At 59.5% G+C, this 26,873-nt stretch carries 26 protein-coding genes and 1 riboswitch; of the genes, 12 read left to right on the top strand and 14 right to left on the bottom strand.

Annotated elements, in window-relative coordinates; all coding sequences use genetic code 11:
* Positions 1-75 precede the first annotated feature (75 nt).
* Positions 76-996 carry a LysR family transcriptional regulator gene (locus tag TU81_RS19845; RefSeq protein ID WP_038981003.1) on the bottom strand — a complete coding sequence of 307 codons (921 nt, stop codon included), beginning with the start codon at positions 994-996 and terminating at the stop codon, positions 76-78.
* 159 nt (positions 997-1,155) lie between these two features.
* Between TU81_RS19845 and trhA the strand changes: the two genes are divergently transcribed.
* A complete protein-coding gene (gene trhA / locus TU81_RS19850) occupies positions 1,156-1,773 on the top strand; it encodes a PAQR family membrane homeostasis protein TrhA (protein WP_038981005.1) in 618 nt (205 codons plus the stop codon).
* Between the two features lie 5 nt (positions 1,774-1,778).
* Here trhA and TU81_RS19855 read toward each other — a convergent pair whose 3' ends face one another.
* On the bottom strand, positions 1,779-2,687 hold the full coding sequence (locus TU81_RS19855; RefSeq protein ID WP_048396353.1) for a LysR family transcriptional regulator: 909 nt from the start codon (positions 2,685-2,687) through the stop codon (positions 1,779-1,781).
* Positions 2,688-2,794: 107 nt separating this feature from the next.
* Between TU81_RS19855 and TU81_RS19860 the strand changes: the two genes are divergently transcribed.
* Genes TU81_RS19860 through TU81_RS19870 form a run of 3 tightly spaced genes read left to right on the top strand, consistent with a single transcriptional unit; the run spans position 2,795 to position 5,336 of the window.
* Entirely contained in the window at positions 2,795-4,036 is a 1,242-nt protein-coding gene (locus TU81_RS19860) for a D-amino acid dehydrogenase (protein WP_048396354.1), read from the top strand.
* Between the two features lie 18 nt (positions 4,037-4,054).
* On the top strand, positions 4,055-4,405 hold the full coding sequence (locus TU81_RS19865) for a RidA family protein (RefSeq protein WP_038981012.1): 351 nt from the start codon (positions 4,055-4,057) through the stop codon (positions 4,403-4,405).
* Between the two features lie 28 nt (positions 4,406-4,433).
* Positions 4,434-5,336, top strand: a complete 903-nt coding sequence (locus TU81_RS19870) for a transporter substrate-binding domain-containing protein (RefSeq protein WP_048396355.1) — start codon at positions 4,434-4,436, stop codon at positions 5,334-5,336.
* Positions 5,337-5,468: 132 nt separating this feature from the next.
* Here the strand turns inward: TU81_RS19870 and TU81_RS19875 are convergent, their stop codons facing one another.
* Together TU81_RS19875 and TU81_RS19880 are read right to left on the bottom strand one after the other, a co-directional pair.
* A complete protein-coding gene (locus TU81_RS19875) occupies positions 5,469-6,188 on the bottom strand; it encodes a 16S rRNA (uracil(1498)-N(3))-methyltransferase (protein ID WP_038981015.1) in 720 nt (239 codons plus the stop codon).
* 285 nt (positions 6,189-6,473) lie between these two features.
* Entirely contained in the window at positions 6,474-7,880 is a 1,407-nt protein-coding gene (locus TU81_RS19880) for an adenosylmethionine--8-amino-7-oxononanoate transaminase (protein WP_048396356.1), read from the bottom strand.
* Between the two features lie 222 nt (positions 7,881-8,102).
* Here TU81_RS19880 and TU81_RS19885 point away from each other — a divergent pair, with 222 nt between their 5' ends.
* Positions 8,103-9,878 (top strand): flavin monoamine oxidase family protein, encoded by a 1,776-nt coding sequence (locus tag TU81_RS19885; RefSeq protein WP_048396357.1) that lies wholly within the window; start codon positions 8,103-8,105, stop codon positions 9,876-9,878.
* Between the two features lie 91 nt (positions 9,879-9,969).
* On the opposite strand, the gene TU81_RS19890 is transcribed toward TU81_RS19885, so the two are convergent.
* Positions 9,970-10,899 (bottom strand): YncE family protein, encoded by a 930-nt coding sequence (locus TU81_RS19890; protein WP_038981021.1) that lies wholly within the window; start codon positions 10,897-10,899, stop codon positions 9,970-9,972.
* Positions 10,900-11,183: 284 nt separating this feature from the next.
* On the opposite strand from TU81_RS19890, the gene TU81_RS19895 reads away from it, so the two are divergent.
* Complete coding sequence (locus tag TU81_RS19895) at positions 11,184-11,735, top strand: cytochrome b (protein ID WP_038981023.1); 552 nt, start codon at positions 11,184-11,186, stop codon at positions 11,733-11,735.
* 32 nt (positions 11,736-11,767) lie between these two features.
* On the top strand, positions 11,768-12,361 hold the full coding sequence (locus TU81_RS19900) for a YceI family protein (RefSeq protein WP_038981025.1): 594 nt from the start codon (positions 11,768-11,770) through the stop codon (positions 12,359-12,361).
* Between the two features lie 168 nt (positions 12,362-12,529).
* Here TU81_RS19900 and TU81_RS19905 read toward each other — a convergent pair whose 3' ends face one another.
* From TU81_RS19905 to ahcY, 5 genes are all read right to left on the bottom strand, one after another.
* On the bottom strand, positions 12,530-14,395 hold the full coding sequence (locus TU81_RS19905) for a DEAD/DEAH box helicase (RefSeq protein WP_038981027.1): 1,866 nt from the start codon (positions 14,393-14,395) through the stop codon (positions 12,530-12,532).
* A 222-nt stretch (positions 14,396-14,617) separates the two neighbouring features.
* Entirely contained in the window at positions 14,618-15,433 is an 816-nt protein-coding gene (locus TU81_RS19910) for a substrate-binding periplasmic protein (protein WP_038981029.1), read from the bottom strand.
* 9 nt (positions 15,434-15,442) lie between these two features.
* Entirely contained in the window at positions 15,443-15,655 is a 213-nt protein-coding gene (locus tag TU81_RS30335; protein ID WP_151152224.1) for a hypothetical protein, read from the bottom strand.
* On the bottom strand, positions 15,628-16,473 hold the full coding sequence (metF, locus tag TU81_RS19915; RefSeq protein WP_038981031.1) for a methylenetetrahydrofolate reductase [NAD(P)H]: 846 nt from the start codon (positions 16,471-16,473) through the stop codon (positions 15,628-15,630). The genes TU81_RS30335 and metF overlap by 28 nt, the downstream gene beginning before the upstream one ends.
* A 160-nt stretch (positions 16,474-16,633) precedes the next feature.
* Positions 16,634-18,043 carry an adenosylhomocysteinase gene (gene ahcY, locus TU81_RS19920; protein WP_007898042.1) on the bottom strand — a complete coding sequence of 470 codons (1,410 nt, stop codon included), beginning with the start codon at positions 18,041-18,043 and terminating at the stop codon, positions 16,634-16,636.
* Positions 18,044-18,066: 23 nt separating this feature from the next.
* A riboswitch (S-adenosyl-L-homocysteine riboswitch) is annotated at positions 18,067-18,165 on the bottom strand.
* 198 nt (positions 18,166-18,363) lie between these two features.
* Here ahcY and TU81_RS19925 point away from each other — a divergent pair.
* Both TU81_RS19925 and TU81_RS19930 read left to right on the top strand, forming a co-directional pair.
* Positions 18,364-18,768 (top strand): acyl-CoA thioesterase, encoded by a 405-nt coding sequence (locus TU81_RS19925; RefSeq protein ID WP_038981033.1) that lies wholly within the window; start codon positions 18,364-18,366, stop codon positions 18,766-18,768.
* Positions 18,769-18,972: 204 nt separating this feature from the next.
* Positions 18,973-19,860 carry a formate/nitrite transporter family protein gene (locus tag TU81_RS19930; protein ID WP_048396358.1) on the top strand — a complete coding sequence of 296 codons (888 nt, stop codon included), beginning with the start codon at positions 18,973-18,975 and terminating at the stop codon, positions 19,858-19,860.
* 62 nt (positions 19,861-19,922) lie between these two features.
* On the opposite strand, the gene TU81_RS19935 is transcribed toward TU81_RS19930, so the two are convergent.
* Positions 19,923-21,092, bottom strand: a complete 1,170-nt coding sequence (locus tag TU81_RS19935; RefSeq protein WP_008071958.1) for an MFS transporter — start codon at positions 21,090-21,092, stop codon at positions 19,923-19,925.
* Positions 21,093-21,314: 222 nt separating this feature from the next.
* Here TU81_RS19935 and TU81_RS19940 point away from each other — a divergent pair, with 222 nt between their 5' ends.
* Positions 21,315-22,148, top strand: a complete 834-nt coding sequence (locus tag TU81_RS19940; RefSeq protein ID WP_038981038.1) for an EamA family transporter — start codon at positions 21,315-21,317, stop codon at positions 22,146-22,148.
* A gap of 50 nt (positions 22,149-22,198) precedes the next feature.
* On the top strand, positions 22,199-22,582 hold the full coding sequence (locus tag TU81_RS19945) for an MAPEG family protein (protein WP_038981040.1): 384 nt from the start codon (positions 22,199-22,201) through the stop codon (positions 22,580-22,582).
* 110 nt (positions 22,583-22,692) lie between these two features.
* Here TU81_RS19945 and mltA read toward each other — a convergent pair whose 3' ends face one another.
* Positions 22,693-23,865, bottom strand: a complete 1,173-nt coding sequence (mltA, locus tag TU81_RS19950; RefSeq protein WP_038981042.1) for a murein transglycosylase A — start codon at positions 23,863-23,865, stop codon at positions 22,693-22,695.
* A gap of 128 nt (positions 23,866-23,993) precedes the next feature.
* On the opposite strand from mltA, the gene TU81_RS19955 reads away from it, so the two are divergent.
* Positions 23,994-24,443, top strand: a complete 450-nt coding sequence (locus TU81_RS19955; RefSeq protein WP_038981043.1) for a c-type cytochrome — start codon at positions 23,994-23,996, stop codon at positions 24,441-24,443.
* Positions 24,444-24,542: 99 nt separating this feature from the next.
* Here the strand turns inward: TU81_RS19955 and TU81_RS19960 are convergent, their stop codons facing one another.
* Complete coding sequence (locus tag TU81_RS19960; protein ID WP_048396359.1) at positions 24,543-24,938, bottom strand: DUF1090 domain-containing protein; 396 nt, start codon at positions 24,936-24,938, stop codon at positions 24,543-24,545.
* A 90-nt stretch (positions 24,939-25,028) separates the two neighbouring features.
* Positions 25,029-26,708 carry an NAD-dependent DNA ligase LigB gene (gene ligB / locus TU81_RS19965; RefSeq protein WP_048396360.1) on the bottom strand — a complete coding sequence of 560 codons (1,680 nt, stop codon included), beginning with the start codon at positions 26,706-26,708 and terminating at the stop codon, positions 25,029-25,031.
* Between the last annotated feature and the right edge of the window lie 165 nt (positions 26,709-26,873).

Raw genomic sequence — 26,873 nt, forward strand, 5'->3', positions numbered from 1 at the left:
AGCCCGGGACGCTCCGCGTCCCAAAGCGGACGCAGAGCGTCCATTGATTCATTCCCACGCAGAGCGTGGGAACGATCATTGGGTGGCTTGCCGATTGGCATACATCCGGCACTCCGCCAACAACGCCAGCAAATTCGGGTCACGCTCCTTGGCCTTCAGGAACACCACGCCGATGTGCTGCTGCAATCGATACTTTTCTTGCAACGGAATCAGCTTCACCCGGTTCTCATACACCGCCGCAATCCTTCCCGGCAGCAACGCATAACCGACCCCGGAGCTGACCATGCTCAGCAGGGTGAAGATGTCGTTGACCTGCATCGCCACTTTCGGCTCGAAACCCGCCTGCTTGAACACCCGAATACCGTCCTGGTGTGTGGCGAAGCCTTGGGTCAAGGTGATGAATGTCTCGTCGCGCACCTCGGCCAGATCGACTTCGGTCCGCTGGGCAAAGGGCGAATCAGCAGGAGTGGCGAGGAAGATGTCATCGGAAAACAGCGGAATCTGCTCGCAGTCCGGGTCATTCACGCTGTCATCCAGCGACACCAGGATCGCGTCGACTTCCATGTTCTTGAGCTTGTACAACAGGTCGATGTTCGAGCCCAGGATCAGGTCGATATTGAGTTCGCTACGGCGAATTTTCAGGCCCATGATCAGCTGCGGCACGGTCTTCACCGTCAACGAATACAGTGACCCAAGCTTGAAACGCTCAGCGGAGAACCCGGCAGCTTCGCGGGTCAGGCGCACGCTTTCGAGTACGTCCTGGATCAGCTTCTGCGCTCGCTCTTCCAACACATAAGCGCTTTCGAGTGGGGTCAGGTTGCGGCCTTCGTGTTTGAATAGCGGGCAACGCAGGGCGCTTTCCAAAGAATGGATGGCGCGGTGCACGCTGACGTTGCTGGTTTGCAACTCGGCGGCGGCGCGGGCCAGGTTGCCGGTGCGCATGAAGGCCAGGAACACCTCGAGTTTTTTCAGGGTCAACTCTTCATCGATCAGCATGGGCGTGACTCTTATTCGAATCGCTCGATTGTGCCCAATTGGCTGACGTTTGGCTCGATAGCTTTTTGTAGGAGCGGCGCTATACGGAAACATTGCGCTTTTAACCTTGAGGCCTGAGCCTTGCGCGATGCGGCAACGAATTTTTGAGGTGAGCAACACATGTATCACGGGGAAAGATTGAACGCCTGGACGCACTTGGTCGGGGCGGTGGCGGCGTTTGTCGGGGGCGTGTGGCTGCTGGTTATCGCCAGTATGGACGGCAGTCCATGGAAGATTGTCAGCGTGGCGATTTACGCGTTCACCTTGCTGGTGCTCTACAGCGCGTCGACCGTTTACCACAGCGTGCGCGGGCGCAAGAAAGCGATCATGCAGAAGGTCGATCACTTTTCGATCTACTTGCTGATTGCCGGCAGTTACACGCCGTTCTGCCTGGTGACCCTGCGCGGGCCGTGGGGCTGGACGTTGTTCGGGATTGTCTGGGGGCTGGCGCTGATCGGCATCCTGCAAGAGATCAAACCCCGCTCGGAAGCGCGGATTCTGTCGATCGTGATCTACGCGGTGATGGGCTGGATCGTGCTGGTGGCGGTCAAGCCGTTACTGGCGGCGTTGGGGCCCGTCGGCTTTACCTGGCTGGCGTCGGGCGGGGTGTTGTACACCGTGGGGATTGTCTTTTTTGCGCTGGACAGCCGTTTGCGCCATGCCCACGGGGTCTGGCATTTGTTTGTGATTGCCGGGAGCTTGCTGCACTTTGTGGCGATCTTGTTTTATGTCCTTTGAGGCTGCTACGGGATCAAACGATCCAATTGCGCCTGCGCCCGTCGGCTGAACACCTGCAGCAAATTGCCCAAGGTATGCGGCGGCGGTTCGTCGGCGCGGGTCACTGCGTACAGGGTGATCGGTAGCGCCGGCGCCAGGGGGCGAATCGCCGTGGTAGCGGGAGACGCGCCGAGCGCGGTGAACGGGTCGATAACCGCCAACCCGGCACCGGATTCAACCATTGCCCGCGCCAGCGAGTAGGTCTGCACCGCGATGCGTACCTTTGGCGGCGGATTGACTGCCTCAAGGTAGCTGTCGAGTCTGGCGGCCAGCGGGTCGGCGCTGGACAAGCCGATCAGCGGCGTACCGGCCAGTTCAATCAGCGGTAGCGGTTTACCGTGAGTGTCGTCGGCCCAAAAGCCCTTCGGCGCCAGCGCCACCAGCATCCCACAGGCCAGGGCCTGCGCCTTCAGGCCCGGATGATCGGGCAGTTGCAACGTCAGGGCGACATCCACTTCGCGCATCAACAGGTTCTGCATCAGCTCGCGGCTGTGGGCGCTGGACAGTTCGCAGGTAATTTCCGGATAGCGTTGCGTCCATTCGTTGATCGCCGGCGGCAGCAGCGACAAGGCCAGCGCCGGGATCGCGCCAATCCGTACGCTGTGGCCCGGCTCGCGACGCAGGCTCTGGGCCAGACGTCGCACGCCTTGCAGGCTTTCGGTGACCTTGTCGACTTCGCGCTCAAGCTCCAGGGCTTCGGGCGTCGGCTGCAATTTGCCGCGCACCCGCAGGAATAACGCAAAGCCCAGTTGCTGTTCGGCGTGTTGCAGCACTTTGCTCACCGCCGGCTGCGACACGTGCAGCAACTGGGCGGCGCCACTGACCGAACCGGTCTGGCGAATAGCCTGAAAAATCTCGATGTGTCGCAGTCGCATGGCAAGTCCATAACCTTTGTTTATGGGTCAGCCATCTTTATGCATTGTTCAACGGCTGTCACCTGGTCCTAACCTGAAGCACGTTCCAACAACGCTTAAGGACAGACATGGCTCAGCGGGTTTGCATCATCGGTGGCGGCGTCATCGGGCTGACAACGGCTTACGCACTGGTTCGCGACGGCATCGACGTGACGCTGATCGAGGCCCGGGATTCGTTTGCCAGCGAAACCAGTTTCGCCAATGGCGGCCAGTTGTCCTACCGCTATGTCGCGCCACTGGCCGACGCCGGCGTACCGTTGCAGGCGCTGGGCTGGATGTTGCGCGGCGACTCGCCCTTGAAGCTGCGTCCGCGCATGGACCCGGCGCAATGGCGCTGGATGGCGGCCTTTCTGGCGGCCTGCCGGCGTTCGGTGAATCAGCGCAACGGCGCACATCTGCTGCGCCTGGCGCTGCTGAGCCAGGCCACGCTGCAAGGCTGGCGCGACGAAGACCGCCTCGACGGTTTCGACTGGCGGCGCAACGGCAAACTGGTGACGTTTCGTGAAGCCGCAAGCTTCGAGCATGCGCGTCAAGGGCTGGCTGATCCGCGACAGCAACAGGTGTTGTCCCGGGCCGAGTGCGCACAGCTGGAGCCGGCACTCGCCGAGGCGCCGTTTGTGGGCGCGATCTACACGCCCGATGAAGAAGTCGCCGATTGCCATGCGTTCTGCCAGCAACTGGTGGCCCGGCTCAAGGCGTCGGGGCGTTGCGAGTTTTTGCCGGGCCGCACGGTCACCGGCATTCGCCACGGGGACGGCGCGGTGCAGGCCATCGAAATGGGCGTGCAGGTATTGCCGGTCGAGCAACTGGTGATCGCTGCCGGTCATCGCAGCCCGGCATTGGCGTTGCCGGGCATGAACCTGCCGCTGTACCCGCTCAAGGGCTACAGCCTGACCCTGCCGATCCGCACCGAACATCACGCGCCAGAACTGAGCATTACTGATTACAACCGCAAGATCGTTTACGCCCGCATCGGTGCACAACTGCGCGTAGCGGCGATGGTCGACATTGTCGGCTTCGACCCGGCACTCGATCCCAAGCGTCTGGCGCTGATCAAACGCCAGGCGCAGGAAACCTTGCCCAATGCCGGCGATTACGACGCAGCCATCGCGTGGGCCGGCATGCGCCCGGCCACTCCCAGCGGCGTGCCGTTGATTGGTGCTACGGCGTACCGCAACCTCTGGCTCAACCTCGGTCATGGCGCCTTGGGCTTTACGTTGGCCTGCGGTAGCGCTCGGCTGCTGAGTGAGTTGATTGCCCGGCGCGCACCCTCAATCGAAATGCAGGGCCTCGCACCCCGCGTCGCCTGACTGGAAAAGGAAGAACCGATGAGCATCAAGCGTTTCAACAGCAACAGCCGACTCTCTGGCGCCGTGACCTTTGGCGAGCTGGTGTTTTTATCGGGACAGGTGCCGGGTGACAGCCGCGACGCCGCCGGCCAGACCGCGGAGGTCCTGGCGAAAATCGACGGGTTGCTGGCCGAGGCTGGCAGCGACAAGGATCACTTGCTCAGCGCGACCATTTACCTGAGTGACATTGGCCGCGATTTCGCCGCCATGAACGAGGTCTGGTCACAATGGCTGTCACCGGACAAGGCACCGACCCGCACCACATTGCAGGCGCAACTGGCCCGTCCAGAGGTCCTGGTGGAAATCACCGTGATCGCCGCCCGCCGCTAATCGCACTTACCCACAACGGAGAATAACAATGCAAAAAATCACGTTGATCGGCTGCACCCTCGGCCTGCTGTTCGCCAGTCAGGTCCAGGCCAATGAAGCGCCGCTGACGGGCACGCTGAACAAGGTCGCCAATGCCAAGAGCATCACGCTGGGTTATCGCGACGCGTCGGTGCCGTTCTCTTACGTGGGGGATCACACGGGGCAGCCGATGGGCTATTCGGTGGACCTGGCGAGCAAGATTGTCGAGCGCATCAAGCAAAAACTCGAGCTGCCGGATCTGCAGGTGAAGTACAACCTGGTGACCTCGCAAACACGCATTCCGCTGGTGCAGAACGGCACGGTTGACCTTGAATGCGGCTCCACCGGTGTGACCGCCGAGCGCATGCAGCAAGTGGCGTTTTCCTATGGATTCATCTACGTGAAGGGGCAGTTGCTCACGGCGAAGGACAGCGGCATCAAGCGCTTCGCCGACCTGCGCGGCAAGAACGTTGTGACCACCGCCGGCACCACCAATGAGCGGTTTCTGAAGAGCTACAACGTCGATCACAAGATCGATATGTTCGTGATCAGCGCCAAGGATCACGGCGAAGCATTCCAGATGCTGCAGTCGGGGCGGGCAGCGGCGTTTTATATGGATGACGCGCTGCTCTACGGCGAACGGGCCAAGGCGCGCGATCCGCATAAGTGGGTCGTGGTGGGCGAGGAGCAATCGCGGGAAATCTACAGCTGCATGGTGCGCAAGGGCGATCCGCAATTTCTCGAGTTGGTGAATTCGACGCTTGCCGATTTGTACAGATCAGGGGAAATCAACGGCATCTACAACCGCTGGTTCCAGCAGCCGATTCCGCCTAAAGGTTTGAACCTTGAGTTTCCGATGACCAGCGAGTTGAAAGCGATTATCGCCAAACCGGTGAGTGATCCGGTGCAGTAGTGCCTGAACGATCAGATTCTGTTTTGTGTCTTGTAGATCGCGTCGCCGGCCTTCGCGAGCAAGCCCGCTCCCACATTTGATCTCTGAACGACACAGATCAAGTGTGGGAGCGGGCTTGCTCGCGAAGAGGCCCTAGAAGTCGCCCCACAACTGCTGGGCTACCGCCAACGCCACCACCGGCGCGGTTTCGGTACGCAGCACGCGAGGGCCGAGGCGGGCGGCGTGAAAACCGCCAGTCTTGGCCTGCTCGACTTCAGCGTCGGACAACCCGCCTTCCGGGCCGATCAGAAACGCCAGCGTCGCCGGTTTCGCATGGCTCACCAGCGGCTCGGCCACCGGGTGCAGCACCAGTTTCAATTCGGCCTGCGTCTGCTTCAGCCAATCGGCCAACAGCAGCGGCGGATGAATCACCGGCACCGATGAGCGCCCGCATTGCTCGCAGGCGCTGATCGCCACCTGACGCCAGTGCATCAGGCGTTTGTCGGCGCGCTCGTCCTTGAGGCGGACTTCGCAGCGGTCAGTGAAGATCGGGGTGATTTCGCTGACGCCCAGTTCGGTGGCTTTCTGAATCGCCCAGTCCATCCGCTCGCCACGGGACAAACCCTGGCCGAGATGGACCGCAAGCGATGACTCGACTTGCCCGGCGAAGCTTTCATCGATGTTTACCACGACGCGCTTCTTGCCGACTTCCGCCAACGTGCCGCGAAACTCATGGCCCGAGCCGTCGAACAATTGCACCGCATCACCCTCGGCCATGCGCAGCACGCGGCTGATGTAATGGGCCTGGGCCTCGGGAAGCTCGTGTTCGCCGATGCTCAAGGGGGCGTCGATAAAGAAGCGGGACAGTCTCATCAATGGTCTCTGTAAAAGTGTGGAAGTCTGGCGGCCCCATCGCGGGCAAGCCCGCTCCCACAGGTTTTGCGCCGATCCTGTGGGAGCGGGCTTGCCCTAATGCCAGTCAGTTAAGGGTAAATCGGACCTGTAGGAGCCAGGCTTGCCGGCGAAGGCGTCCTTAAGAGCGCCTTCGCCGGCAAGCCTGGCTCCTACGAAAAGCGGTTCATTCGCTTAACTGACTGGCATTAGGGCTTGCCCGCGATGACGGTAGTCCGGTCACCGCTGAAGCTTAGGTGAAGTCAATCAGCCCGGATCACGGTAGCCCGGGTGAAAGTCCTTCGGCACTGCCACGCTGATGCTGTCACGGGTCGCGATGTCGATGCCTTCGCTGGCCACTTCGGCCAGAAAATCGATCTGCTCCGGGGTAATCACGTACGGCGGCAGGAAATACACCACGCTACCCAACGGCCGCAGTAAAGCACCACGCTCCAGCGCATGCTGGAACACCTTCAAACCGCGACGTTCCTGCCACGGGTAAGCGGTCTTGCTCGCCTTGTCCTTGACCATCTCGATGGCCAGCACCATGCCGGTCTGGCGCACTTCGGCAACGTTCGGGTGATCGGTTAGGTGCGCGGTGGAGGAAGCCATGCGCTGGGCCAGGGCCTTGTTGTTCTCGATGACGTTGTCTTCTTCGAAGATGTCCAGCGTCGCCAATGCCGCCGCGCACGCCAGCGGATTGCCGGTGTAGCTGTGTGAATGCAGGAAGGCGCGCAGGGTCGGGTAGTCGTCGTAGAAAGCGCTGTAGACCTCATCGGTGGTCAGGCAGGCCGCCAACGGCAGATAGCCGCCGGTCAGGGCTTTGGACAGACAGAGGAAGTCCGGGCGGATGCCGGCCTGTTCACAGGCGAACATCGTTCCGGTGCGACCGAAGCCGACGGCGATTTCATCGTGGATCAGGTGCACGCCATAACGATCACAGGCGTCGCGCAGCAACTTGAGGTACACCGGGTGATACATGCGCATGCCTCCGGCGCCTTGAATCAGCGGCTCCAGAATCACGGCAGCGACGGTGTCGTGGTTGTCGGCCAGCGTCTGCTCCATGGCGGCGAACATATTGCGCGAGTGTTCTTCCCAGCTCATGCCCTCGGGGCGCAGGTAGCAATCGGGGCTCGGCACCTTGATGGTGTCCATCAGCAGGGCTTTGTAGGTTTCGGTGAACAGCGGCACGTCGCCCACCGCCATCGCCGCCATGGTCTCGCCGTGGTAACCGTTGGTGAGGGTGACGAAGCGTTTCTTGTTCGGCTGGCCGCGATTGAGCCAGTAGTGAAAGCTCATTTTCAGCGCGACTTCGATGCACGACGAACCGTTATCGGCGTAGAAGCACCGGGTCAGGCCTTCGGGCGTCATCTTCACCAGACGCTCCGACAGTTCGATCACCGGCTGATGGCTGAAACCGGCGAGGATCACGTGTTCCAGCTGATCGACCTGATCCTTGATGCGCTGGTTGATCCGCGGGTTGGCATGACCGAACACGTTGACCCACCAGGAGCTGACCGCGTCGAGATAGCGTTTGCCTTCGAAGTCTTCCAGCCAGACGCCTTCGCCGCGCTTGATCGGGATCAGTGGCAGCTGTTCGTGGTCTTTCATCTGGGTGCAGGGATGCCACAACACCGCGAGATCGCGTTGCATCCACTGATTATTCAGGCCCATGTTCAGTCTCCTCGAGGCGGCTCGCTGGGTGCGCGGGCAAACAATCGCGCAAGCCTATGCAATGCGCGTCATCGGGACAACCCATTGTGTCGATTGAGCTACTTTGTATAAGGAGATAGACGTCGCTGGCGGCGTTTTGATGGCTGACGTATTCTTCGCGGTTCTTTGAGTCGTCTGACTCGTAAAACCGCTATTTCCTCGTGTATTTCCGGAGTTCGCTGAATGTCTGCTGGTTGGCTGCGCGCCTGTGCGCTGGTGATGTTGGGGCTGTTCAGCGTTTCGGCGCTGGCCAAGGATAAAACGGTGATCGTAGTCGGCGGCGGGCTTTCGGGCCTCACCGCGGCGTACGAACTGCAGAACAAAGGCTGGCAGGTCACCCTGCTGGAAGCCAAACCGACTTTGGGCGGTCGCTCCGGCATGGCCACGAGTGAGTGGATCGGCAACGACAAGACCCAACCGGTGCTGAACAAGTACGTCTCGACGTTCAAGCTGACCACCACGCCAGCCCCTGAATTCGTGCGGACCCCGAGCTACCTGATCGACGGTGAATACTTCACCGCCGCCGATCTGGCGACTAAACAGCCGGCCACCGCCGAAGCGCTGAAACGCTACGAAAAGACTTTGGATGATCTGGCGCGTTCGATCGAAGACCCGCAGAACCCGGCCGCCAACAGCACGCTGTTCGCCCTGGACCAGATCAACGTATCCAACTGGCTTGATCGCTTGAGTCTGCCGGCCACTGCGCGTCAGTTGGTGAATCAGCAGATTCGTACCCGCTATGACGAACCTTCGCGCCTGTCGCTGCTGTACTTCGCACAACAGAGCCGTGTCTACCGTGGCGTTGCCGACCGTGACCTGCGCGCCTCGCGTCTGCCTGGCGGCAGCCCGGTGCTGGCCCAGGCTTTCGTCAAGCAACTGAAAACCATCAAGACCAGCTCCCCGGTTTCGGCCATTACTCAGGACAAGGACGGCGTGACCGTCAAAGTCGGCAGTGTTGGCTATCAGGCGGACTACGTTGTGCTGGCCGTGCCATTGCGTGCACTGAACAAGATCCAGATGACCCCGGCGCTGGATGCCCAGCACCTGGGCGCCATCAAAGGCACAAACTACGGCTGGCGTGACCAGATCATGCTGAAGTTCAAGACGCCGGTGTGGGAAAGCAAGGCGCGCATGTCCGGCGAGATCTACAGCAACACCGGCCTGGGCATGTTGTGGGTCGAGCCGGCCCTGAAAGGCGGCGCCAACGTGGTGATCAACCTGTCCGGCGACAACGCGCGCGTGATGCAGGCCTTCGGCGACAAGCAGATGGTCGATCAGGTACTGATTCGTATGCACGCCTTTTATCCACAGGCACGCGGTTCGTTCACCGGTTATGAAATCCGTCGCTACAGCACCGACCCGTCGATGGGTGGCGCTTACCTGGCCTTCGGCCCGGGCCAGATCAGCAAGTACTGGCGTCTGTGGGAGCGTCCGCTGCAACGTGTAGCCTTTGCTGGCGAACACACCGATACCTTGTACCCAGGCACTCTGGAAGGCGCATTGCGCACCGGTCAGCGTGCAGCCAGTCAGGTAGAAGACCTGGCGGCAGGCAAGTCGTTTGAACCGGCGAAAGTTGTTCCGGCGGCGACCGCAGTAGCGGCCGGTGCAGTGGCGGCGAAGAAAGGCAACTTCTTCACCAACCTGTTCGGTGGTTCTGACGACAAACCGGAACCGGCCAAGGCGCCAGCACCCGTGGCACCGGTTGCTCCGACGCCCGCCCCAGCACCTGCGCCGACTCCAGCGCCAGCACCGGTTGAGGCGCCGAAGCCTGCGGCACCGGTGAAAGCAGAGCCTGCCAAGAAAGCACCAGCCAAAGCGCCAGTGAAGAAGCCTGCTGCCAAAACCGAGGCCAAAAAAGCTCCGGTCAAGGCGACGGTGAAGAAGACTGAGCCGGTGAAGAAACCAGCGGTCAGTACTGCTGCGAAGACCCCGGTGGCGACTGAAACCAAGACGCAGTAAGTCCTGGAATAAAAAAAGCGCGGCAGTGATGCCGCGCTTTTTTTTATGTCTTGCGTATGCCGCTGCTGATTTTGCTTTGACGCTAAGGACGCTAAGCTAGATCGACACTATGTACTTCGTCTTTTTGGTAGTCGCTGATATAGGCGTGGTTGTGTTTATCAAGAACCATGTCATACGGTTCAAAAGCGCTAGGGATTGGAACCCGGCGAACAATCTCATAGGTGTCGGTACTAACTTCCACGACCTCTTTTCTGGTTTGATCCACGGCATAAGCGTTTCTTTCTCCGAATACTACTTTCCCTTCGCACGTCACAAAATCGAAATGCCTGACGATCGATGACCGGGTGTCCAGCACGGTCAGTTTTCGAGCATCCATACCCACGATATACACTTTTCCGCCATCGGGGCTGACGGTAACCGCTGACGGATATTGTTCGGTTTTGATGATACTGATGACTTTGAAGGTCTTGCTGCTGATGACGGTGAGCGCGTCCTGATAAGGGCCACCAGGGGAGTTGGTGCTGGAAATATAAAGACGCGAATCGTCCTGGCTGATATCCACACTTATAGAGGGAGAGGGTAACCCTCGCACTCTGCTCACCGCATAAGTGCGGGTGTCGATAATTGCCAGCCACTCTTTATCTTGTCGAACGGTGACGTAAACATGTTTCCCGTCTCGGCTTACGACGATTCCCCAAGGGTGTCTTCCCACCTTAACGTGACCCACCGCGTATGTTTCAGTATCAATAACCGACACTGAACTTGAACCGTAGTTGGTCACGTAAGCCCTTTTACCCCGATGGCCAAGAGCGATGCTTTGGGGGTAACGCTCGACGGCAATGGTGCGGATTACCTTTTTGTTTAGGGTGTCGATGACTGACACATTGCCTGAAATGTAATTGCAAACAAAAACCCGCGATCCATCGTCGTTGATGGCTATCCCTCGCGGTCCTTCCCCTACGGGTATTGAATTGGATAGGTTGCGCGTAATTACGGGGGATGAACTCGAATGGTGACTCATGGTAGAACTCCTGTTCAGACGCTCGGACAATCGCCCGAGATCAGGTTCATCAATGACCTGTAATAGTGGCTACTGTCAGATATGACAGTTCTGACGAGTGGTAAAGACCTTTTGAAAGCGAGTATGGGACAACGTTTGTAGGTTTTTTCTTCTGGTTAACACTCTCTTAATATCTTGACCCCAAGGTCTTGATCGTATTTTTCGATATTTCAGAGCGAAATTTTCCGCTTTAAATCGATAGATAACTCGATAGTCTTGGGCGCAGTTCTTACAGGATTTGGGCAATGCAGCTACGTAACTCTTCTTCCCGCTACGGTTGGGTCAGCATCTTTATGCACTGGGGTGTGGCGCTCGCGGTCTTTGGCCTGTTCGCATTAGGGCTGTGGATGGTCGGTCTCGACTACTACAGCTCCTGGCGTAAAGATGCGCCGGATCTGCACAAGAGCATTGGCCTGGTGTTGTTCGCAGTCATGTTGCTACGGATGTTGTGGCGCTTCATCAGCCCACCTCCACCGCCCCTGCAAAGTTATAGCCGCATGACGCGTCTTGGCGCCGTGTTCGGCCATGCCTTCCTCTATCTCGGGCTGTTCGCTGTGATGATTGCCGGTTACCTGATTTCCACCGCAGACGGTGTCGGGATCCCGGTGTTTGGCCTGTTTGAAGTTCCTGCACTGGTTTCCGGACTACCGGACCAGGCAGACACCGCTGGTGTGATCCATTTGTACCTGGCTTGGGCGCTGGTAATTTTTTCCGGCCTCCATGCGTTGGCAGCATTGAAACACCACTTTATCGATCGTGATGCGACCCTGACGCGAATGCTGGGACGCAAAGCCTGATGTTCAACCTCGACTCCAAAGGAATAGAAAGCATGTTGAAAAAGACGCTCGCCGCTCTGGCAATCGGTTCTGCTCTGCTGTCCGCTAACGTGATGGCGGCTGATTACGTTGTCGACAAAGAAGGCCAGCACGCCTTCGTTGACTTCAAGATCAGCCACTTGGGTTACAGCTACATCACCGGTACCTTCAAGGACATCGACGGCAAGTTCAGCTTTGACGCTGCCAAGCCGGAAGACAGCAAGATCGAGTTCAATGTGCGCACCGCCAGCGTGTTCACCAACCACGCCGAACGTGACAAGCACATCGCCAGCGGTGACTTCCTGAACGTGGGCAAATTCGCCGACGCCAAGTTCGTTTCCACCAGCGTCAAATCCACCGGCAAAAACGCCGCTGGCAAAGACACTGCCGACGTAACCGGTAACCTGACTCTGGCTGGTGTGACCAAGCCAATCGTGGTCAAGGCCACCTTCCTGGGTGAAGGCAAGGATCCATGGGGCGGCTACCGTGCCGGCTTCGAAGGCACCACCAGCATCAAGCGTTCCGATTTCGGCAAACAGAAAGACCTGGGCCCAGCGTCCGACGCGGTCGAGCTGTACGTTACGTTTGAAGGTGTGAAAGCGAAGTAATGCTGAGACGTAGGAGCTGCCGCAGGCTGCGATCTTTTCAGGATCACCGCTGATAAGAGCAAGATCAAAAGATCGCAGGCTTCGCCAGCTCCTACAAAAGCAGTTTGCAGCGCCCAAAAAAATGCCCCGGATCTTGCGATCCGGGGCATTTTTCATATCAGCGATAAATCAGCGATTGCGGGTCAGCAAGGCTGGTTTTTCGCCGCGTGGACGGCCTGGGAGTTGATCAAGCTGCTCAGGTGTCGGGAAGCGATCGCTTTTCGACTCCTTGTGAATGATCTTCGGTGCCGGGCCCCGCGGGTTCTGCACGGCCGGTTCCGAACGAGGCTGCTCGTCACGGGCCGGGCGGCGGTTGCGGGACTCTTCACGACGGGCCTGGCCGTCACGTGGAGCACCGTTGCGTGGGCCGCTGCGCTTGGCCGGCGGAGTGCCGGTGGTTGCGCCGCTGCTGCTGCGCGGACCGTTCTGGCGACCTTGTGTCTGGCCGGTGCGCGGAGCACTTGCGCCTGCGCCTTGTGCCGGTGCGCCCGGGCGGCGACCACGGCCCTGAGCCGGTTTGGCTTGAGGCACGTAATCGACGCGGTTACCGAAGTTATCGACATCGTCGTCCAGGAACTCGTCCGGAGCACGGTCAGCGGCGGCGCGAGGTGCCGGGCGCTGTTGCTCACGGGCCGGGGTGCCCTCGCGAGGCTTGTGTTCACGGGCAGGGCGATCACCACGGCCAGTGGCGGCAGGTTTTTCCTTGCCGCCCTTGTCCTTGCCTTTGTCTTTACGACCGCCGCCACCACCGCTGCCGTTCGGACCGTCGCCGCGCGGGCCACGTGGGTTGCGCGGGTTACGCACATCCGGACGCTCGCGAACTTCAGGTTTCTCGGCTTCCACGGCGCTGGAGTCGAAGCCCATCAGGTTGCCGTCGGCAATCTTCTGCTTGGTCATGCGCTCGATGCTTTTCAGCAGTTTTTCTTCGTCCGGAGCAACCAGCGAGATCGCCTCGCCCGAGCGCCCGGCACGGCCGGTACGACCGATACGGTGCACGTAATCTTCGTCGACGTTCGGCAGTTCGAAGTTGACCACGTGGGGCAACTGGTCGATGTCCAGGCCGCGAGCGGCGATATCGGTGGCGACCAGGATGCGCACTTCACCGGCCTTGAAGTCGGCCAGGGCTTTGGTGCGGGCGTTCTGGCTCTTGTTGCCGTGGATAGCGACGGCGGTGAGGCCGTGTTTGTCCAGGTACTCGGCCAGACGGTTGGCGCCGTGCTTGGTGCGGGTGAACACCAGTACCTGTTCCCAGGCGCCAGCGGTGATCAGGTGCGCGAGCAACGAACGCTTGTGGCTGGCGGCCAGGCGGAATACGCGCTGTTCGATCCGCTCGACCGTGGTGTTCGGCGGCGTGACTTCGATGCGTTCCGGGTTATGCAGCAGCTTGCCGGCGAGGTCGGTGATGTCTTTGGAGAACGTCGCCGAGAACAGCAGGTTCTGGCGTTTGCTCGGCAGACGAGCGAGGACCTTTTTCACGTCATGGACGAAGCCCATGTCGAGCATGCGGTCGGCTTCGTCCAGCACGAGGATTTCCACGTGGGACAGGTCGACACTGCCTTGGCCGGCGAGGTCGAGCAGGCGACCTGGGCAGGCTACCAGCACGTCAACACCGCGGGACATGGCCTGAACCTGTGGGTTCATGCCGACGCCGCCGAAGATGCAGGCGCTGACGAATTTCAGGTCACGGGCATAGACCTTGAAGCTCTCGTGCACCTGGGCCGCGAGTTCGCGGGTTGGGGTCAGGACCAGTACGCGCGGTTGGCGTGGGCCGTGACGCTGGGATTTGTCCGGGTGACCGTTGGGAAACAACCGTTCCAGAATCGGAAGGGCGAAGCCGCCGGTTTTACCAGTACCTGTCTGTGCCGCAACCATCAGGTCGCGACCTTGCAACACGGCGGGAATGGCCCGCTGTTGCACCGGAGTAGGCTCGGTATAGCCCGCTGCCTCGATGGCGCGGACTAAAGCCTCGGAGAGACCGAGGGAAGCAAAGGACATGAGTAATCCTGTTTTAGTTAGGGCTTGGCCCAATGGGAGTCTTGCCTGGCGCGAATCGCGTTTAAGAGGACGCAATCCCGTCCGGTCCTGCTGGGCCTCGAAGGCTCGTCTGGAGCGCTCGCGCGGGCTGAAAAGCTGCGCTGTAGCGGGATCGAGATGCCTTGAACAAGTCCGAGCGTCCGGGCGTGAGCCTGGCGGGAAGGCCGGAGTATAACAGAGCAATCACTGCGCGCCGCTTTCCTGCTGCTCAACGGTTTTTCCGCCGGTTGCGGTGGCGCTGGCGGCTCGTGCTTCGGGGGCGGGGCCGGCGCCATAGCGGGCGCTCAGTTCGGCGTAGGCCGGTTCGCGCTTGAAACGTTTGAGTTCGGCACCGAAACGCTGCACCAACAAATCCATCCCGGCATTGCGGCGTACCGCCAGAAACTGGCTTTGCTGGCTGATGATGATCGGGTTCTCGGTGATCTTGTCGCGGATATTCAGTTGATCGAGCAAATGCTGGCCGACTCGGCGATCGGTGATCAGCAGGTCGATGCGGCCGCGCACCAGTTTGCCGAAGTTGGCTTCATGGGTGGGGGCAGGCTCTTGGGTGAACAGCGTCGATTCGCTGAAGTCCTTGCTGTACAGGTAGCCCGGCGAGGTGCCGATGGTCAGGCCTTTCAGATCATCCAGCGTGCGAAACGGATACGGTCGCTCGTTGGCATAGAACATTACGAATTCGACTTGCGAGAGCGGTTCGCTGGGGTAGAGCAGGGTCGCGTCGCGTTCAGCGCTGTGGAAAATATCCAGCGCGCCATCCGCCTGGCCTTGCTCAAGCATCGACAGGCAGCGTTTCCATGGCAGGAACTGCCATTCCACGTCGATCCCGAGGCGTTTGAAGACGATGGCCGTGGTTTCGTAGTCCAGGCCCAGCGATTTGCCGTTTTCCTCGTACACATAAGGTGCCCAGGGCTCGGTGACAATACGCAACTTCTCGCCCCGAGCGGTGAAGCTCAGGCAAGTGAACAGAAGCACGGTCAGTAACTGAGCGATCAGGGGCATGGCTTGAGATTACGACGAGAAATCATAAAGAGCCAGAAACCGGATCCAGAAGCTCTGGCTCAAGGTATGGCTGCACAATAAAGGGGCGCCGGAAAGCAAAAGATCGCAGCCTTCGACAGCTTCCACAGGCGCGTAGGAGCTGCCGAAGGCTGCGATCTTTTGATCTTGCCTTTGCTTTTGCTTCTGCTGTGTTTTTAACGCGGCAACTTCAGGTTGTTCCACACCGCCAGACTCGGCTCAGCCTGGTTCAGCGTGTAGAAATGCAGCCCTGGAGCGCCACCCTGCAGCAGGCGTTCGCACATCTCGGTGATGACTTGCTCACCAAAGCCTTGAATGCTTTGGGTGTCGTCGCCGTAGGCTTCCAGTTGCTTGCGGATCCAGCGCGGGATTTCCGCACCGCAAGCGTCGGAAAAGCGCGCGAGCTTGCTGTAGTTGGTGATCGGCATGATCCCTGGCACGATCGGGATGTTCACACCCTTCGCCCGTACACGCTCGACGAAGTAGAAGTAGCTGTCGGCGTTGAAGAAGTACTGGGTGATCGCACTGTTGGCGCCGGCGTTGGCCTTGCGCACGAAGTTGTTAAGATCGTCTTCAAAATTGCGCGCTTGCGGATGCATTTCCGGGTAAGCGGCGACTTCGATGTGGAAATGATCGCCGGTTTCTTCACGAATGAATTCAACCAGGTCATTGGCGTGACGCATCTCGCCGCTGGCCATGCCCATGCCCGAAGGCAGGTCACCGCGAAGCGCAACGATACGCGTGATGCCGGCTGCCTTGTACTGGCTCAGCAGGCCACGCAGGTCGTCCTTGCTGTCGCCCACGCAAGACAAATGCGGTGCGGCAGGGACTTTGACTTCGCTTTCAAGCTGCAACACGGTGTTGAGGGTGCGATCACGGGTCGAACCACCAGCGCCGTAGGTGCAGGAGAAGAAGTCAGGGTTGAAGGTCGCCAGATGACGGGCAGTGGCGATCAGTTTTTCATGCCCAGCATCGGTCTTCGTAGGGAAGAACTCGAAACTGTAGCGACGGTCTTGGGACATGGTCATATCCTTGGAAACACGTAAGCCGGACGCTTGCACATCCCAATGTGGGAGCGGGCTTGCTCGCGAAGGCGGTGGGTCAGACGACATTAATGTTGAATGTTAAACCGCCTTCGCGAGCAAGCCCGCTCCCACAAGGGAGAGCAGGCAGCAGGACCAATCAGTAGCGGTAAGCGTGCGGCTTGAACGGGCCTTCGACGGTCACGCCGATGTAGTCAGCCTGTTGCTTGGTCAGTTGAGTGACCACGCCACCGAAACCGCGGACCATTTCCAGGGCCACTTCTTCGTCGAGTTTCTTCGGCAGTACTTCAACGGTCAGGCGCTCGGCTTTCTGGGCTGGCGACAGGTCGGCGTACTTCTGGCCGAACAGGAAGATCTGGGCCAGAACCTGGTTGGCGAACGAACCGTCCATGATGCGGCTTGGGTGGCCAGTGGCATTGCCCAGGTTAACCAGGCGGCCTTCGGCCAGCAGGATCAGGTAGTCGTCGTTCTGAGCGTCGAATGCGCCCGGGCCGGTACGGTGAACCTTGTGAACCTGTGGCTTCACTTCTTCCCATGCCCAGTTCTTGCGCATGAAAGCGGTGTCGATTTCGTTGTCGAAGTGACCGATGTTGCAGACAACAGCGCGCTTCTTCAGGGCTTTGAGCATGTTTGCGTCGCAAACATTAACGTTGCCGGTGGTGGTCACGATCAGGTCGATCTTGCCCAGCAGTGCTTTGTCGATGCTCGCTTCGGTACCGTTGTTGATACCGTCGATGAACGGCGAAACCAGTTCGAAACCGTCCATGCAAGCTTGCATGGCGCAGATCGGGTCGACTTCGGAGACTTTAACGATCATGCCTTCCTGACGCAGGGACTGCGCCGAGCCCTTGCCCACGTCGCCGTAACCGATGACCAGCGCTTGCTTGCCGGACAGCAGGTGGTCGGTGCCGCGCTTGATCGCGTCGTTCAGGCTGTGACGGCAGCCGTACTTGTTGTCGTTCTTGCTCTTGGTCACCGAGTCGTTGACGTTGATGGCCGGGATTTTCAGCTCGCCCTTGGCCAGCATGTCCAGCAGGCGGTGAACGCCGGTGGTGGTTTCTTCGGTGACGCCGTGGACGCGGTCCAGGATAGCCGGATATTTCTTGTGCAGCAGCTCGGTCAGGTCGCCGCCGTCATCGAGGATCATGTTGGCATCCCAAGGCGCGCCATCTTTGAGGATGGTTTGCTCCAGGCACCACTCGTACTCTTCTTCAGTCTCGCCTTTCCAGGCGAAAACCGGGATACCGGCAGCAGCGATAGCGGCAGCGGCCTGGTCCTGAGTCGAGAAAATGTTGCAGGACGACCAACGCACTTCGGCACCCAGGGCAACCAGGGTTTCGATCAGCACGGCAGTCTGAATGGTCATGTGGATGCAGCCGAGGATCTTCGCGCCTTTGAGCGGCTGCTCGGCGGAATACTTGCGGCGCAGACCCATCAGGGCTGGCATTTCGGATTCGGCGATGATGGTTTCGCGACGGCCCCAGGCAGCCAGGGACATGTCGGCGACTTTGTAATCGTTAAAATCTACAGGCGTGATAACAGCGCTCATGAAGAGCCTCCATTCGTAATGTATGCGAATGGGCGCCGTTGTGCGTTTAGTGTCTGGCCGTGGCCAGTCAACGCCCCATCCGAGCCTGACAGGTTGAACCTGCTGCAGCGCCCCTCGGACAGGTGGCGGGAAAACGGTAGCAACCGAAGGTGACCGTTTTGGAACGGTGGCGATTATAGCTGTGTAGACGATACTTCCAAAGCGTTTCTGCAGGTCAATGCCCGAACGGTAATCGAGACCATAGTCGATGCGTAATAGAGCTCTAGTCCGGGCTCTGCCATGATGGCCGGCATCAATCGGCAAGACGGTCAGGAGTGAGTATGAATTTCCACACCCGCAAATGGGTAAAACCCGAAGACCTCAACCCCAACGGCACGCTGTTCGGCGGCAGCCTGTTGCGCTGGATCGACGAAGAAGCGGCGATCTACGCCATCGTCCAGCTGGGTAATCAGCGCGTGGTCACCAAATACATTTCCGAAATCAATTTCGTCAGCGCCTCGCGCCAGGGCGACATCATCGAGCTTGGCATCACCGCCACCGAGTTCGGTCGCACCTCGATCACGCTGACCTGCGAAGTGCGCAACAAGATCACCCGCAAGAGCATCCTGACGGTGGAAAAGATGGTCTTCGTGAACCTGGGCGAAGACGGGCTGCCCGCGCCGCATGGCCGGACCGAGATCAGGTACGTCAAAGACCAGTTCAAGGATGATGACATCGGCGAGTGAAATCGGCGGCGCGGCCTTCGCGAGCAAGCCCGCTCCCACATTGAATCGCGTTGAACAATGATTCTGTGTGTTGCACAAATCGAGTGTGGGAGCGGGCTTGCTCGCGAAAGCGGTCTATCGGTTAAAGAGGATTTCATGGACCACTGAACAGCTCCGAACCCCGCGTGTCGTAATTAAACGACACGCCACTGGTTCAGGAGCTTTATGGACACGCCCAAAGACGGCAAGACCCCGGACCTCTCGGCACAAGAACAACGCGAGGTCGACAAGAACCAGCCACCGCGCGCGGCGGTGCTGCACGAAATCATTCGCACCCAAGGTGATAAGGAGCTTGAGCGTAGCGTTGCGGCGCTGTGGTGGTCGGCCCTGGCTGCGGGTTTGACCATGGGCTTGTCACTGATGGGCATGGGGCTGCTCAACTCGCGTCTGCCGGACAGCGAAGGCTTCAAGGTGATCGCCAGCTTCGGTTACTGCGCAGGTTTTCTCGCGGTGATTCTGGCTCGTCAGCAACTCTTTACCGAGAACACCCTGACCGCCGTGCTGCCAATCATGAGCAAGCCTACGCTGGGTAATTTCGGTCGGTTGTTTCGGCTGTGGTCGATCGTTCTGGTGGGCAACCTCTGCGGCACCTTGCTGGTGGCGTATGTGATGTTGCATCTGCCGATTTTCGACGCCAAGACCGACTTGGCCTTCCTCGACATCGGACGCAAGGTCATGGAGAACGACGCGAGCAAAATGTTCGCCAAAGGCATCATCTCTGGCTGGATGATCGCCACCATGGTCTGGATGATCCCGTCCATGGAAAGCGCCAAGATGTGGATCATCATCCTCATCACCTATTTCATGGCGCTGGGAGACTTCACTCACATCGTGGTCGGATCGGTCGAGGTCTCGTACCTGGTGTTTGCCGGCGAGTTGCCGTGGAAAGATTTCTGGCTGGTGTTCGCGGGTCCCACGCTAGTGGGGAACATCATCGGTGGCAGTTTTATCTTCGCGCTGATCAGTCACGCGCAGATTCGCAGTGAAAGCGGGCCGCCGAAGACATCTGCGGAACAGAGTCAGGAGCCCGAACCGCAGAAGACCAAAAAATGAAGGGTAAAGTACCTGCCAGTCAGTTAAGCGCAAGCCCGCTCCCACAAGTTTCTGGTCGGCATTTAGCCGGACACATTGACCGCGACAGCACTGCGGCGCTGCAGGTAGATGAAAAACAGCGCCGTCAGTACCGTCAACCCGCTGACCAGTGCGCCGGTCCACGGCAAATCCGCCAGGTCCGCGCCACTGGCCACAACCAGCCCGCCAATCCATGCCCCGGCTGCGTTGCCGAGATTGAATGCGCTTTGATTCAACGTCGATCCAAGGTTCGGCGCTTCATGAGCCTGATCGATGATCAGCAATTGCAAAATCGGGCACAGCGCGAACGCGAAGATGCCCCACAACACCAGCGTGATCGCCGCCGGGATCACTGAGTGACTGGTCTGACTGAAAGCGGCCAGCACGACGACCACAGCCAGGGCCATACCGACCAGAGAAGGCAGCAAACGACTGTCCGCCAGTCGGCCGCCAAGCATGCTGCCCGCCGTCAAGCCTACCCCGAACAACAGCAGCATGATGGTCACGCCATGCGGGCTGACACCGGTGATGTCTTGCAGAATCGGCGCGATATAGGTGAACACGCTGAACAGACTGGTGGACGCCAGCACGCTCATGCCCAGCGCCAGCAGCACGTTGACCTTGCCCAGCACTTTGAACTCGCTGGCCAGGTTGGCTTTGTCCATGGGGATTTCCTTGGGCAGCCAAACCCACTGTGCGATGGCCGCAATCACGCCGATCACCGAAACCGCCCAAAACGTCGAGCGCCAGCCGGCGTATTGCCCGAGCGCGGTGCCCAATGGAACGCCCAGCACGTTGGCCAGCGTCAGGCCGGTGAACATCATGGCAATCGCTTGGGCTCGTTTGTTCGGTGCCACCAAACCGGCAGCGACCACTGAACCGATGCCGAAAAACGCGCCATGGCACAACGCGGTGATCACTCGCGCGGCCATCAAAGTGGCGTAGTTCGGCGCCAGGGCGCAAAGGATATTGCCGAGAATGAACATCAGCGTCATGCCCAGCAGTGTGGCTTTGCGCGGCATGTTGGCCGTACCGACCGCGAGGATCGGCGCACCGAACACCACGCCCAGGGCGTAACCGGTGATGAGCAGGCCCGCGTGAGGAATGCTCACGGCGAGGTCGCGGGCGACATCGGGCAGCAAGCCCATGATGACGAATTCAGTGGTGCCGATTCCGAAGGCGGCAACGGCCAGTGCAAGCAAGGCGAGTGGCATGCGCAAGGTCTCTGTCGGTAGTCTTGACGCTTTGATCAGGCATACGCAGGCCGACGCCCGTTCTCGGTGAGAGCGGGCGGAGGCAGAAATTATTGGAATTAGTGTGTGCGCAACTGAGTGCGGCGTGGTCGCTTGCAGTATAAACAGCTGCGGACATATGGCGAATCAATTCTCTGCCCCGCCCTTGTCGGGGGAGGGTAAGGGCAAAATAAGGAGTGTGCCGTGCTTGCGACGGTTCTGGTGTTGGTGGCGGCGCTGTTGCACGCGGCGTGGAATACCCTGATCAAATTCAGCGCGGAGCGGCTGTTGGTGGTGGCTTGCATGGACAGCGTGGCGCTGCTGTTTGTCGCCCTGATGCTGCCCTTCGTGGCGCTGCCACCACTGGAAATGTGGTCGTGGATTCTCGCGTCGGCAGCATTCGAGTTGCTCTATCGCTACCTGTTGATCCAGGCCTATCGGGTCGGCGATCTCGGTCTGGTCTATCCCTTGATGCGTGGCCTGTCGCCGCTGGTGGTGCTGGCGCTGACGCTGATCTTCGCCGGGGAAGTGCTGACGGCTCAGCAGATCTTCGGGATTTTGCTGATCCCGTTCGGCATGTTGTGCTTGCTCTGGCAGGGCGGTGGCGGGGTGCGCCTGCCGTGGTCGATGCTGCCGGTGGTGGCGCTCATCGGGTTGTGCATCGGGTGCTACACCTTCATCGATGGCCAAGCCTTGCGCCGCTGGTCCCACCCATTGGACTACCTGGTTTGGGTCACCTTGCTCAGTGCCTGGCCGTTCCCATTGCTGGCGCTGGTACGCAAGCGGCCGGCGTTCATGCTGTTCTGGCGCGAGCAGTGGAGGTTGGGATTGGCGGTCGGGTTTTGCGTGCTGTTCAGCTACGCTCTGGTGCTGTGGGCCATGCAGCTCGGTTCCATTGCCGAAGCCGCGGCGTTGCGCGAGATCAGTGTGATTCTGGTGGTGCTGTTTGGGATGCGTTACCTGAAAGAACCTTTCGGCAGGCCCCGGCTCTTAGCCTGTGGACTGGTGCTGATCGGCATGTTGGTGATGAAGTTTTAGTCGCCCCTGATGGAATTCGATTTTCTATAACTTGAAGAAGGGACTGCGTTATGACGGTTGCTCTGTGGTGTATTTTGATTGCGATCTGCTTGCCTTACTTGTGCATAGGCATCGCCAAGGTCCGTGGCGGGTACGGGCTCAGACACAATCATGATCCTCGGGGGTTTCTCGACTCGCTGGAAGGCTTGGGCAAGCGGGCATATGCGGCGCAACTGAACAGTTTTGAAGTGACCCCCGCGTTTGCGGCGGCGGTAATTGTGGCTCACTTGGCCGGCAATGCCGAACTGGTGACGATCAATGTGCTGTCGGTGCTGTTTATCACCAGTCGGCTGCTCTTCATCATTTGCTATTTGGCGGATTGGGCGATTTTGCGGTCGTTGGTGTGGTTTGTGGGGATGGGGTTGATCATCAGTTTCTTTGTTGTGTCTGTTTAATAAAGCAAGATCAAAAGATCGCAGCCTTCGGCAGCTCCTACTGGGATCGACGCGATATTGCGACGAACGCGGTCAATGTAGGAGCTGGCGAAGCCTGCGATCTTTTTCTTTTAAAGTTTGTCAGCCACCTGCGGTACTTGAGGCAATGCCGCACCTTTAGGCCAAAGCATCCATATCTGCCCCTGCTGTTTCATGTCGCCGGCCAATTGCCCGGCTGCCTCGCCCGTGCCCCAGAACAGGTCCGCGCGGACCTCGCCGGCAATTGCGCCGCCAGTATCTTGCGCGGCCACCGGGCGTACCAACGCGCTGCCGTCCGGGCGTGTGGTGGATAACCACAACAGACTGCCGAGCGGAATCACCTTGCGGTCCACTGCCGCGCTATAACCTGCAGTCAGCGGTACGTTCAGCGAACCGCGCGGCCCTTCGTTGCTGTCGGGATTGCGGGTGAAGAACACGTAGCTGGGGTTGCTGCCGAGCAGTTCGGGAATGCGCATCGGATTGGCCTTGGCCCAAGTGCTGATAGCGCCCATGGTCACGTCTTCTTTCTTCAGCTCACCTTGGTCCACCAGCCAGCGGCCGATGGGTCGATATGGGTGGCCGTTCTGATCGGCATAACCAATGCGCAATTGACGACCGTCATCAAGCTGGATGCGCCCCGAGCCCTGGATTTGCAGGAACTGCAGGTTCATCGGGTCGGTCAGCCAGGCAATCACCGGCGCCTTCACGCCTTTGGTTTCAATCGTTGCCGCATCGTCGTACGGCTTGAGCACGCGACCTTCGAGTCTTCCGCGCAGGCGTTTGCCTTTGAGTTCTGGATAGATACTGTCCAGCGAGACGATGATCATGTCCTCGGGTACACCGTACACCGGGATGTTGGCTTCCTCGGTCTGGGTCAGACTGCCGGGGTACACCGGTTCGTAGTAACCGGTAATCAGACCGTTGGGGTTGTCATTGGCGGCACGCAGGCCATAGACGTCCAGGTTCTGTTTGAGAAAATCGCGGATGTCATTGGCGGTTGGCTGCACATTGGCGGAAGCCGCACAGGTGCCGCCCCAGACCGGGTCGGCCTTGAGTCGGGTGCAGGCGCTGCGCCACGAGCCGAAGCCGGCAACGAGGTCGTTGTCGGACACCGCCGGAAGCGCTTCCCAGGTGGCGCTGGAGTAGGTCGCCAGTGCGTGGGTTTTCGGTTTGCTGCTGTCGCCGCCGGTGCAACCTGCCAGCACGACCACCATCGGAAGGGTCCAGGCCAGATTGTGACGCCATGCCTTGAAACGGCTGTTCATGGAGTAATTCCTTTGTCGGTTGCCTGAGTGCTCCATGCGCTCAAACAACCCGTATTGATAATAGGGCTATTGGTCTTTGCCGGTGACGCGAGGATACTGGCCGCCGTTTCCAGTGACCTGAAGCCACCATGACTCTTAAAAGACTTTTTGTTGTATTGCTGGCCTGCCTGACCTTGTCCGCCTGCGGTGGTGTCGACCCGAACTCGCCGCTGGGTCAGCGCAAGGCGATCTTCAAGCAGATGCTCAAGACTGGCGAAGACCTGGGCGGTATGTTGCGTGGGCGTATTCCGTTCGATGGCCCGAAATTCGCCGACGGCGCCGTGAAACTCGATGCTTTGTCCCGTGAGCCGTGGAAGCATTTCCCGCAGGTGCGCGAAGAGGATCACACCAGCGCCAAGGATGATGTCTGGCAGAAGCAGGCACGCTTTCAGGAAATGGCTCGCACCCTTGAAGACGCCACCGGTGAACTGGTGATTGTCAGCAAGGTTCAGCCCTACAAGGTCAGCAACCTGGGGCCGGCGATACAGAAAGTCGAAGATGCTTGCAGTGCCTGCCATAAAGAGTTTCGGGATCATTGATTCCAGAAAAGATCGTAGCCTTCGGCAACTCCTACATGGGAGCGCGTACTCCTGTAGGAGCTGCCGAAGGCTGCGATCTTTTGATCTTGAAAGATCTTTTTACTTATCCAACTCATCCAACGCTTCCTGCAATTCCTTGCGCGATTGAGCCAGTTTGTCTTTGCGCTTGTTGATCTTCTCGGCGTCGCCTTTTTTCATCGCCTTCTCGAGATCGGCCTGACGCGTGCTGACTTCGTGCTTGGCGTCGAGCACCTTGTTTTCCCGTTCCTTCTTCAAGGAAGCGTCGGTGCAATGGGTAGTCACTTCGTTCAGGGCGGTTTCCAGGCCAGCCTGTTGATCGGCGTTGCCGCGGGACTTGGCCAGTTCAATCTGGTTGATGATGCCCTGTTTTTTAGCTGCACAGCCGGTCAGGCCCGGGGCATCTTCGTTGGCCATCAATGGAGCGGCCATCACGCTGCACAGGGTCAACACGGCGAGCGGTGAAAGAAGTTTCATAAAAGCTCCAGGTGAAAAATTCGATATAGCGATGGGCTGTTTGAGCGCACCGGCACCTTTGGGTTCCCGGCTCTCAGACAGGGCGGGCGTCTAGAAGCCATCAATCCCGGCAACACGTAATGTCTCACTCAAGGCCAGGACCTGCGGGTCGCGGAAAAATGCGCTCAATTGCGCTGCGCGCCCCGGGCCGATGCCGGCTTCGGCCTGCCATTGTTCGGTGTTTCGTTGTGCCAGCGCCTGCCATGAATCGGCGAGGCGTGCCTGGCCGGTCGGCGGCAAGCCCAGGGCTTTGAGCCAGCGAGCGAATGGGCGTTGCCGGGCGCTGTTGAAACTGTTCAAAAGACGAGCACTGCTGCGCTCACCGAAGCCGTCAATGTTAGCAAGCTCTTGCCCATTGAGGGCCATCCAATCGAGCAGACTGTCAAGGCGTTCGGCCTTGAGCAGTTTCTCCCAGGTGCCTGGTCCGACATGAGGCAAGGCCAGCCCCTGTTTGCCGCTGAGCCAACTCAGGCGTGCGAGGAATTGGCTTTCGCATCCTGGTGTCGGTTGCCAGCAGCTTAACGGATGAAAGTCTGCTGCCAGTGGTACATTCAATTCCGGGCGTTCAGTACTGCGCAATACGACACCATCGAGCCTGGGGATAGTCAGCCCCGCCAGGCTGATGGCGACTTGGTCGCCGGGACGAATATCCAGCGCTTCCCAGCGTTGCAGGGAACTGACACTCACGCGCTTGATCTGTCGGTCATCGAGCATCACCGGTACCAGATCCAGCACCGGTGTGATCCGGCCGGTTCGTCCAATCTTGAAGTGGACCTTGCGCACCTCGGCCAGGGCCTGGGCAAAGGGGTATTTCCAGGCGACGCTCCAGTAAGGCGTTTTCGCCTGCCAGCGCTCGGCCGGTGGGCGTTGGTCCTGGCGCAACACGACCCCATCGCTGGCAAAGGGCAGGGGCGAGCGATACCAGTGATCGCGCCAGCGTTCGGCATCGGCAAATGCCTTGATCGGCTGACTGTAGGGCGCCGTGCTCGGGAACCCCAATTCATCCAGAGCCGCCACCCGGGCCGGCAGGTTTTTCGGGCCTTGCGGCCAGTCCCAGACAAACAACCCGATGCCGGCGGCTTGCTCGGTGCTCAGTGCCTTGCGTGCCATCAACCCGGCCACCGTGGCGCGGGCATTGAGGCTGCCGGCCTGGGCTTGTACGTGTTCGCTCAGGCGCCAATAGAGTTCGCCTTGCAGCAACAAATCCAGTGGCTGCGGAAGCTTTTGAGGGATGGCGGCGATCTGGCGCGCCGAGGCAGTCCAGTCCTGGCCGTTTACCCCGTCTCCCCGGCTGATCGCCTGATGCAGCCAGCCGTTGCGATAGACCAATGTCACCGCCACACCGTCGACCTTGGGCTGAACCCAGGCCTCTCCCCGATCTTTTAGCCAAGCTTCGACGGCGCGCCCATCGCGCAGTTTTTCCAGGCCGGTGTGGGCGATGGGGTGAGCAACCGTGCCGCCGGCCGTGCGCAATGGTTCGGCGGAGAGGCCTGAATCAAAACATTCACGCCATTCGGTCAGTCGCGCACGGGACTGATCGTAGAGTTCATCGGCGATCAGCGACTGGCCTTCACGGTGGTAGCTGTCGTCCCAGCGATCGATTTGCAGTTGCAGGGTGGTGATTTCTTCCTGCGCGCGGGCCGGTGGCCAGTCAGGGCATCCGGCGGCATTGGCGGTCAGGCAGGCGACGGTCAGCAGGAAGCAGAAAAACAGGCGCAGGTTAGGCAGCATCGAGAGCGTCCTTGCTCGTTGGGATGCTTTCAAGGCTAGTCAGTTTTCGGGTTTGGGTTGCAAGGGTGTAATTCTGCGTATTTCGATATAGGAAGATCAAAAGATCGCAGCCTTCGGCAGCTCCTACAGGTGTACGCCATTCCCTTGTAGGAGCTGCCGAAGGCT

This window comes from Pseudomonas lini (assembly GCF_001042905.1).
GTDB lineage: Bacteria > Pseudomonadota > Gammaproteobacteria > Pseudomonadales > Pseudomonadaceae > Aquipseudomonas > Aquipseudomonas lini.

Bases quoted from the DNA above. Each gene is read 5' to 3' on its own strand.
- TU81_RS19930 (WP_048396358.1), top strand. From the start codon at position 18,973: ATGGACACGCCCAAAGACGGCAAGACCCCGGACCTCTCGGCACAAGAA.
- mltA (WP_038981042.1), bottom strand. From the start codon at position 23,865: ATGAACAGCCGTTTCAAGGCATGGCGTCACAATCTGGCCTGGACCCTT.
- TU81_RS19960 (WP_048396359.1), bottom strand. From the start codon at position 24,938: ATGAAACTTCTTTCACCGCTCGCCGTGTTGACCCTGTGCAGCGTGATG.
- TU81_RS19955 (WP_038981043.1), top strand. From the start codon at position 23,994: ATGACTCTTAAAAGACTTTTTGTTGTATTGCTGGCCTGCCTGACCTTG.
- TU81_RS19905 (WP_038981027.1), bottom strand. From the start codon at position 14,395: ATGTCCTTTGCTTCCCTCGGTCTCTCCGAGGCTTTAGTCCGCGCCATC.
- TU81_RS19845 (WP_038981003.1), bottom strand. From the start codon at position 996: ATGCTGATCGATGAAGAGTTGACCCTGAAAAAACTCGAGGTGTTCCTG.
- TU81_RS19900 (WP_038981025.1), top strand. From the start codon at position 11,768: ATGTTGAAAAAGACGCTCGCCGCTCTGGCAATCGGTTCTGCTCTGCTG.
- TU81_RS19925 (WP_038981033.1), top strand. From the start codon at position 18,364: ATGAATTTCCACACCCGCAAATGGGTAAAACCCGAAGACCTCAACCCC.
- trhA (WP_038981005.1), top strand. From the start codon at position 1,156: ATGTATCACGGGGAAAGATTGAACGCCTGGACGCACTTGGTCGGGGCG.
- metF (WP_038981031.1), bottom strand. From the start codon at position 16,473: ATGTCCCAAGACCGTCGCTACAGTTTCGAGTTCTTCCCTACGAAGACC.
- ligB (WP_048396360.1), bottom strand. From the start codon at position 26,708: ATGCTGCCTAACCTGCGCCTGTTTTTCTGCTTCCTGCTGACCGTCGCC.
- TU81_RS19895 (WP_038981023.1), top strand. From the start codon at position 11,184: ATGCAGCTACGTAACTCTTCTTCCCGCTACGGTTGGGTCAGCATCTTT.
- TU81_RS19865 (WP_038981012.1), top strand. From the start codon at position 4,055: ATGAGCATCAAGCGTTTCAACAGCAACAGCCGACTCTCTGGCGCCGTG.
- TU81_RS19855 (WP_048396353.1), bottom strand. From the start codon at position 2,687: ATGCGACTGCGACACATCGAGATTTTTCAGGCTATTCGCCAGACCGGT.
- TU81_RS19875 (WP_038981015.1), bottom strand. From the start codon at position 6,188: ATGAGACTGTCCCGCTTCTTTATCGACGCCCCCTTGAGCATCGGCGAA.
- TU81_RS19890 (WP_038981021.1), bottom strand. From the start codon at position 10,899: ATGAGTCACCATTCGAGTTCATCCCCCGTAATTACGCGCAACCTATCC.
- ahcY (WP_007898042.1), bottom strand. From the start codon at position 18,043: ATGAGCGCTGTTATCACGCCTGTAGATTTTAACGATTACAAAGTCGCC.
- TU81_RS19885 (WP_048396357.1), top strand. From the start codon at position 8,103: ATGTCTGCTGGTTGGCTGCGCGCCTGTGCGCTGGTGATGTTGGGGCTG.
- TU81_RS19945 (WP_038981040.1), top strand. From the start codon at position 22,199: ATGACGGTTGCTCTGTGGTGTATTTTGATTGCGATCTGCTTGCCTTAC.
- TU81_RS19935 (WP_008071958.1), bottom strand. From the start codon at position 21,092: ATGCCACTCGCCTTGCTTGCACTGGCCGTTGCCGCCTTCGGAATCGGC.
- TU81_RS19910 (WP_038981029.1), bottom strand. From the start codon at position 15,433: ATGCCCCTGATCGCTCAGTTACTGACCGTGCTTCTGTTCACTTGCCTG.
- TU81_RS19880 (WP_048396356.1), bottom strand. From the start codon at position 7,880: ATGGGCCTGAATAATCAGTGGATGCAACGCGATCTCGCGGTGTTGTGG.
- TU81_RS19860 (WP_048396354.1), top strand. From the start codon at position 2,795: ATGGCTCAGCGGGTTTGCATCATCGGTGGCGGCGTCATCGGGCTGACA.
- TU81_RS19870 (WP_048396355.1), top strand. From the start codon at position 4,434: ATGCAAAAAATCACGTTGATCGGCTGCACCCTCGGCCTGCTGTTCGCC.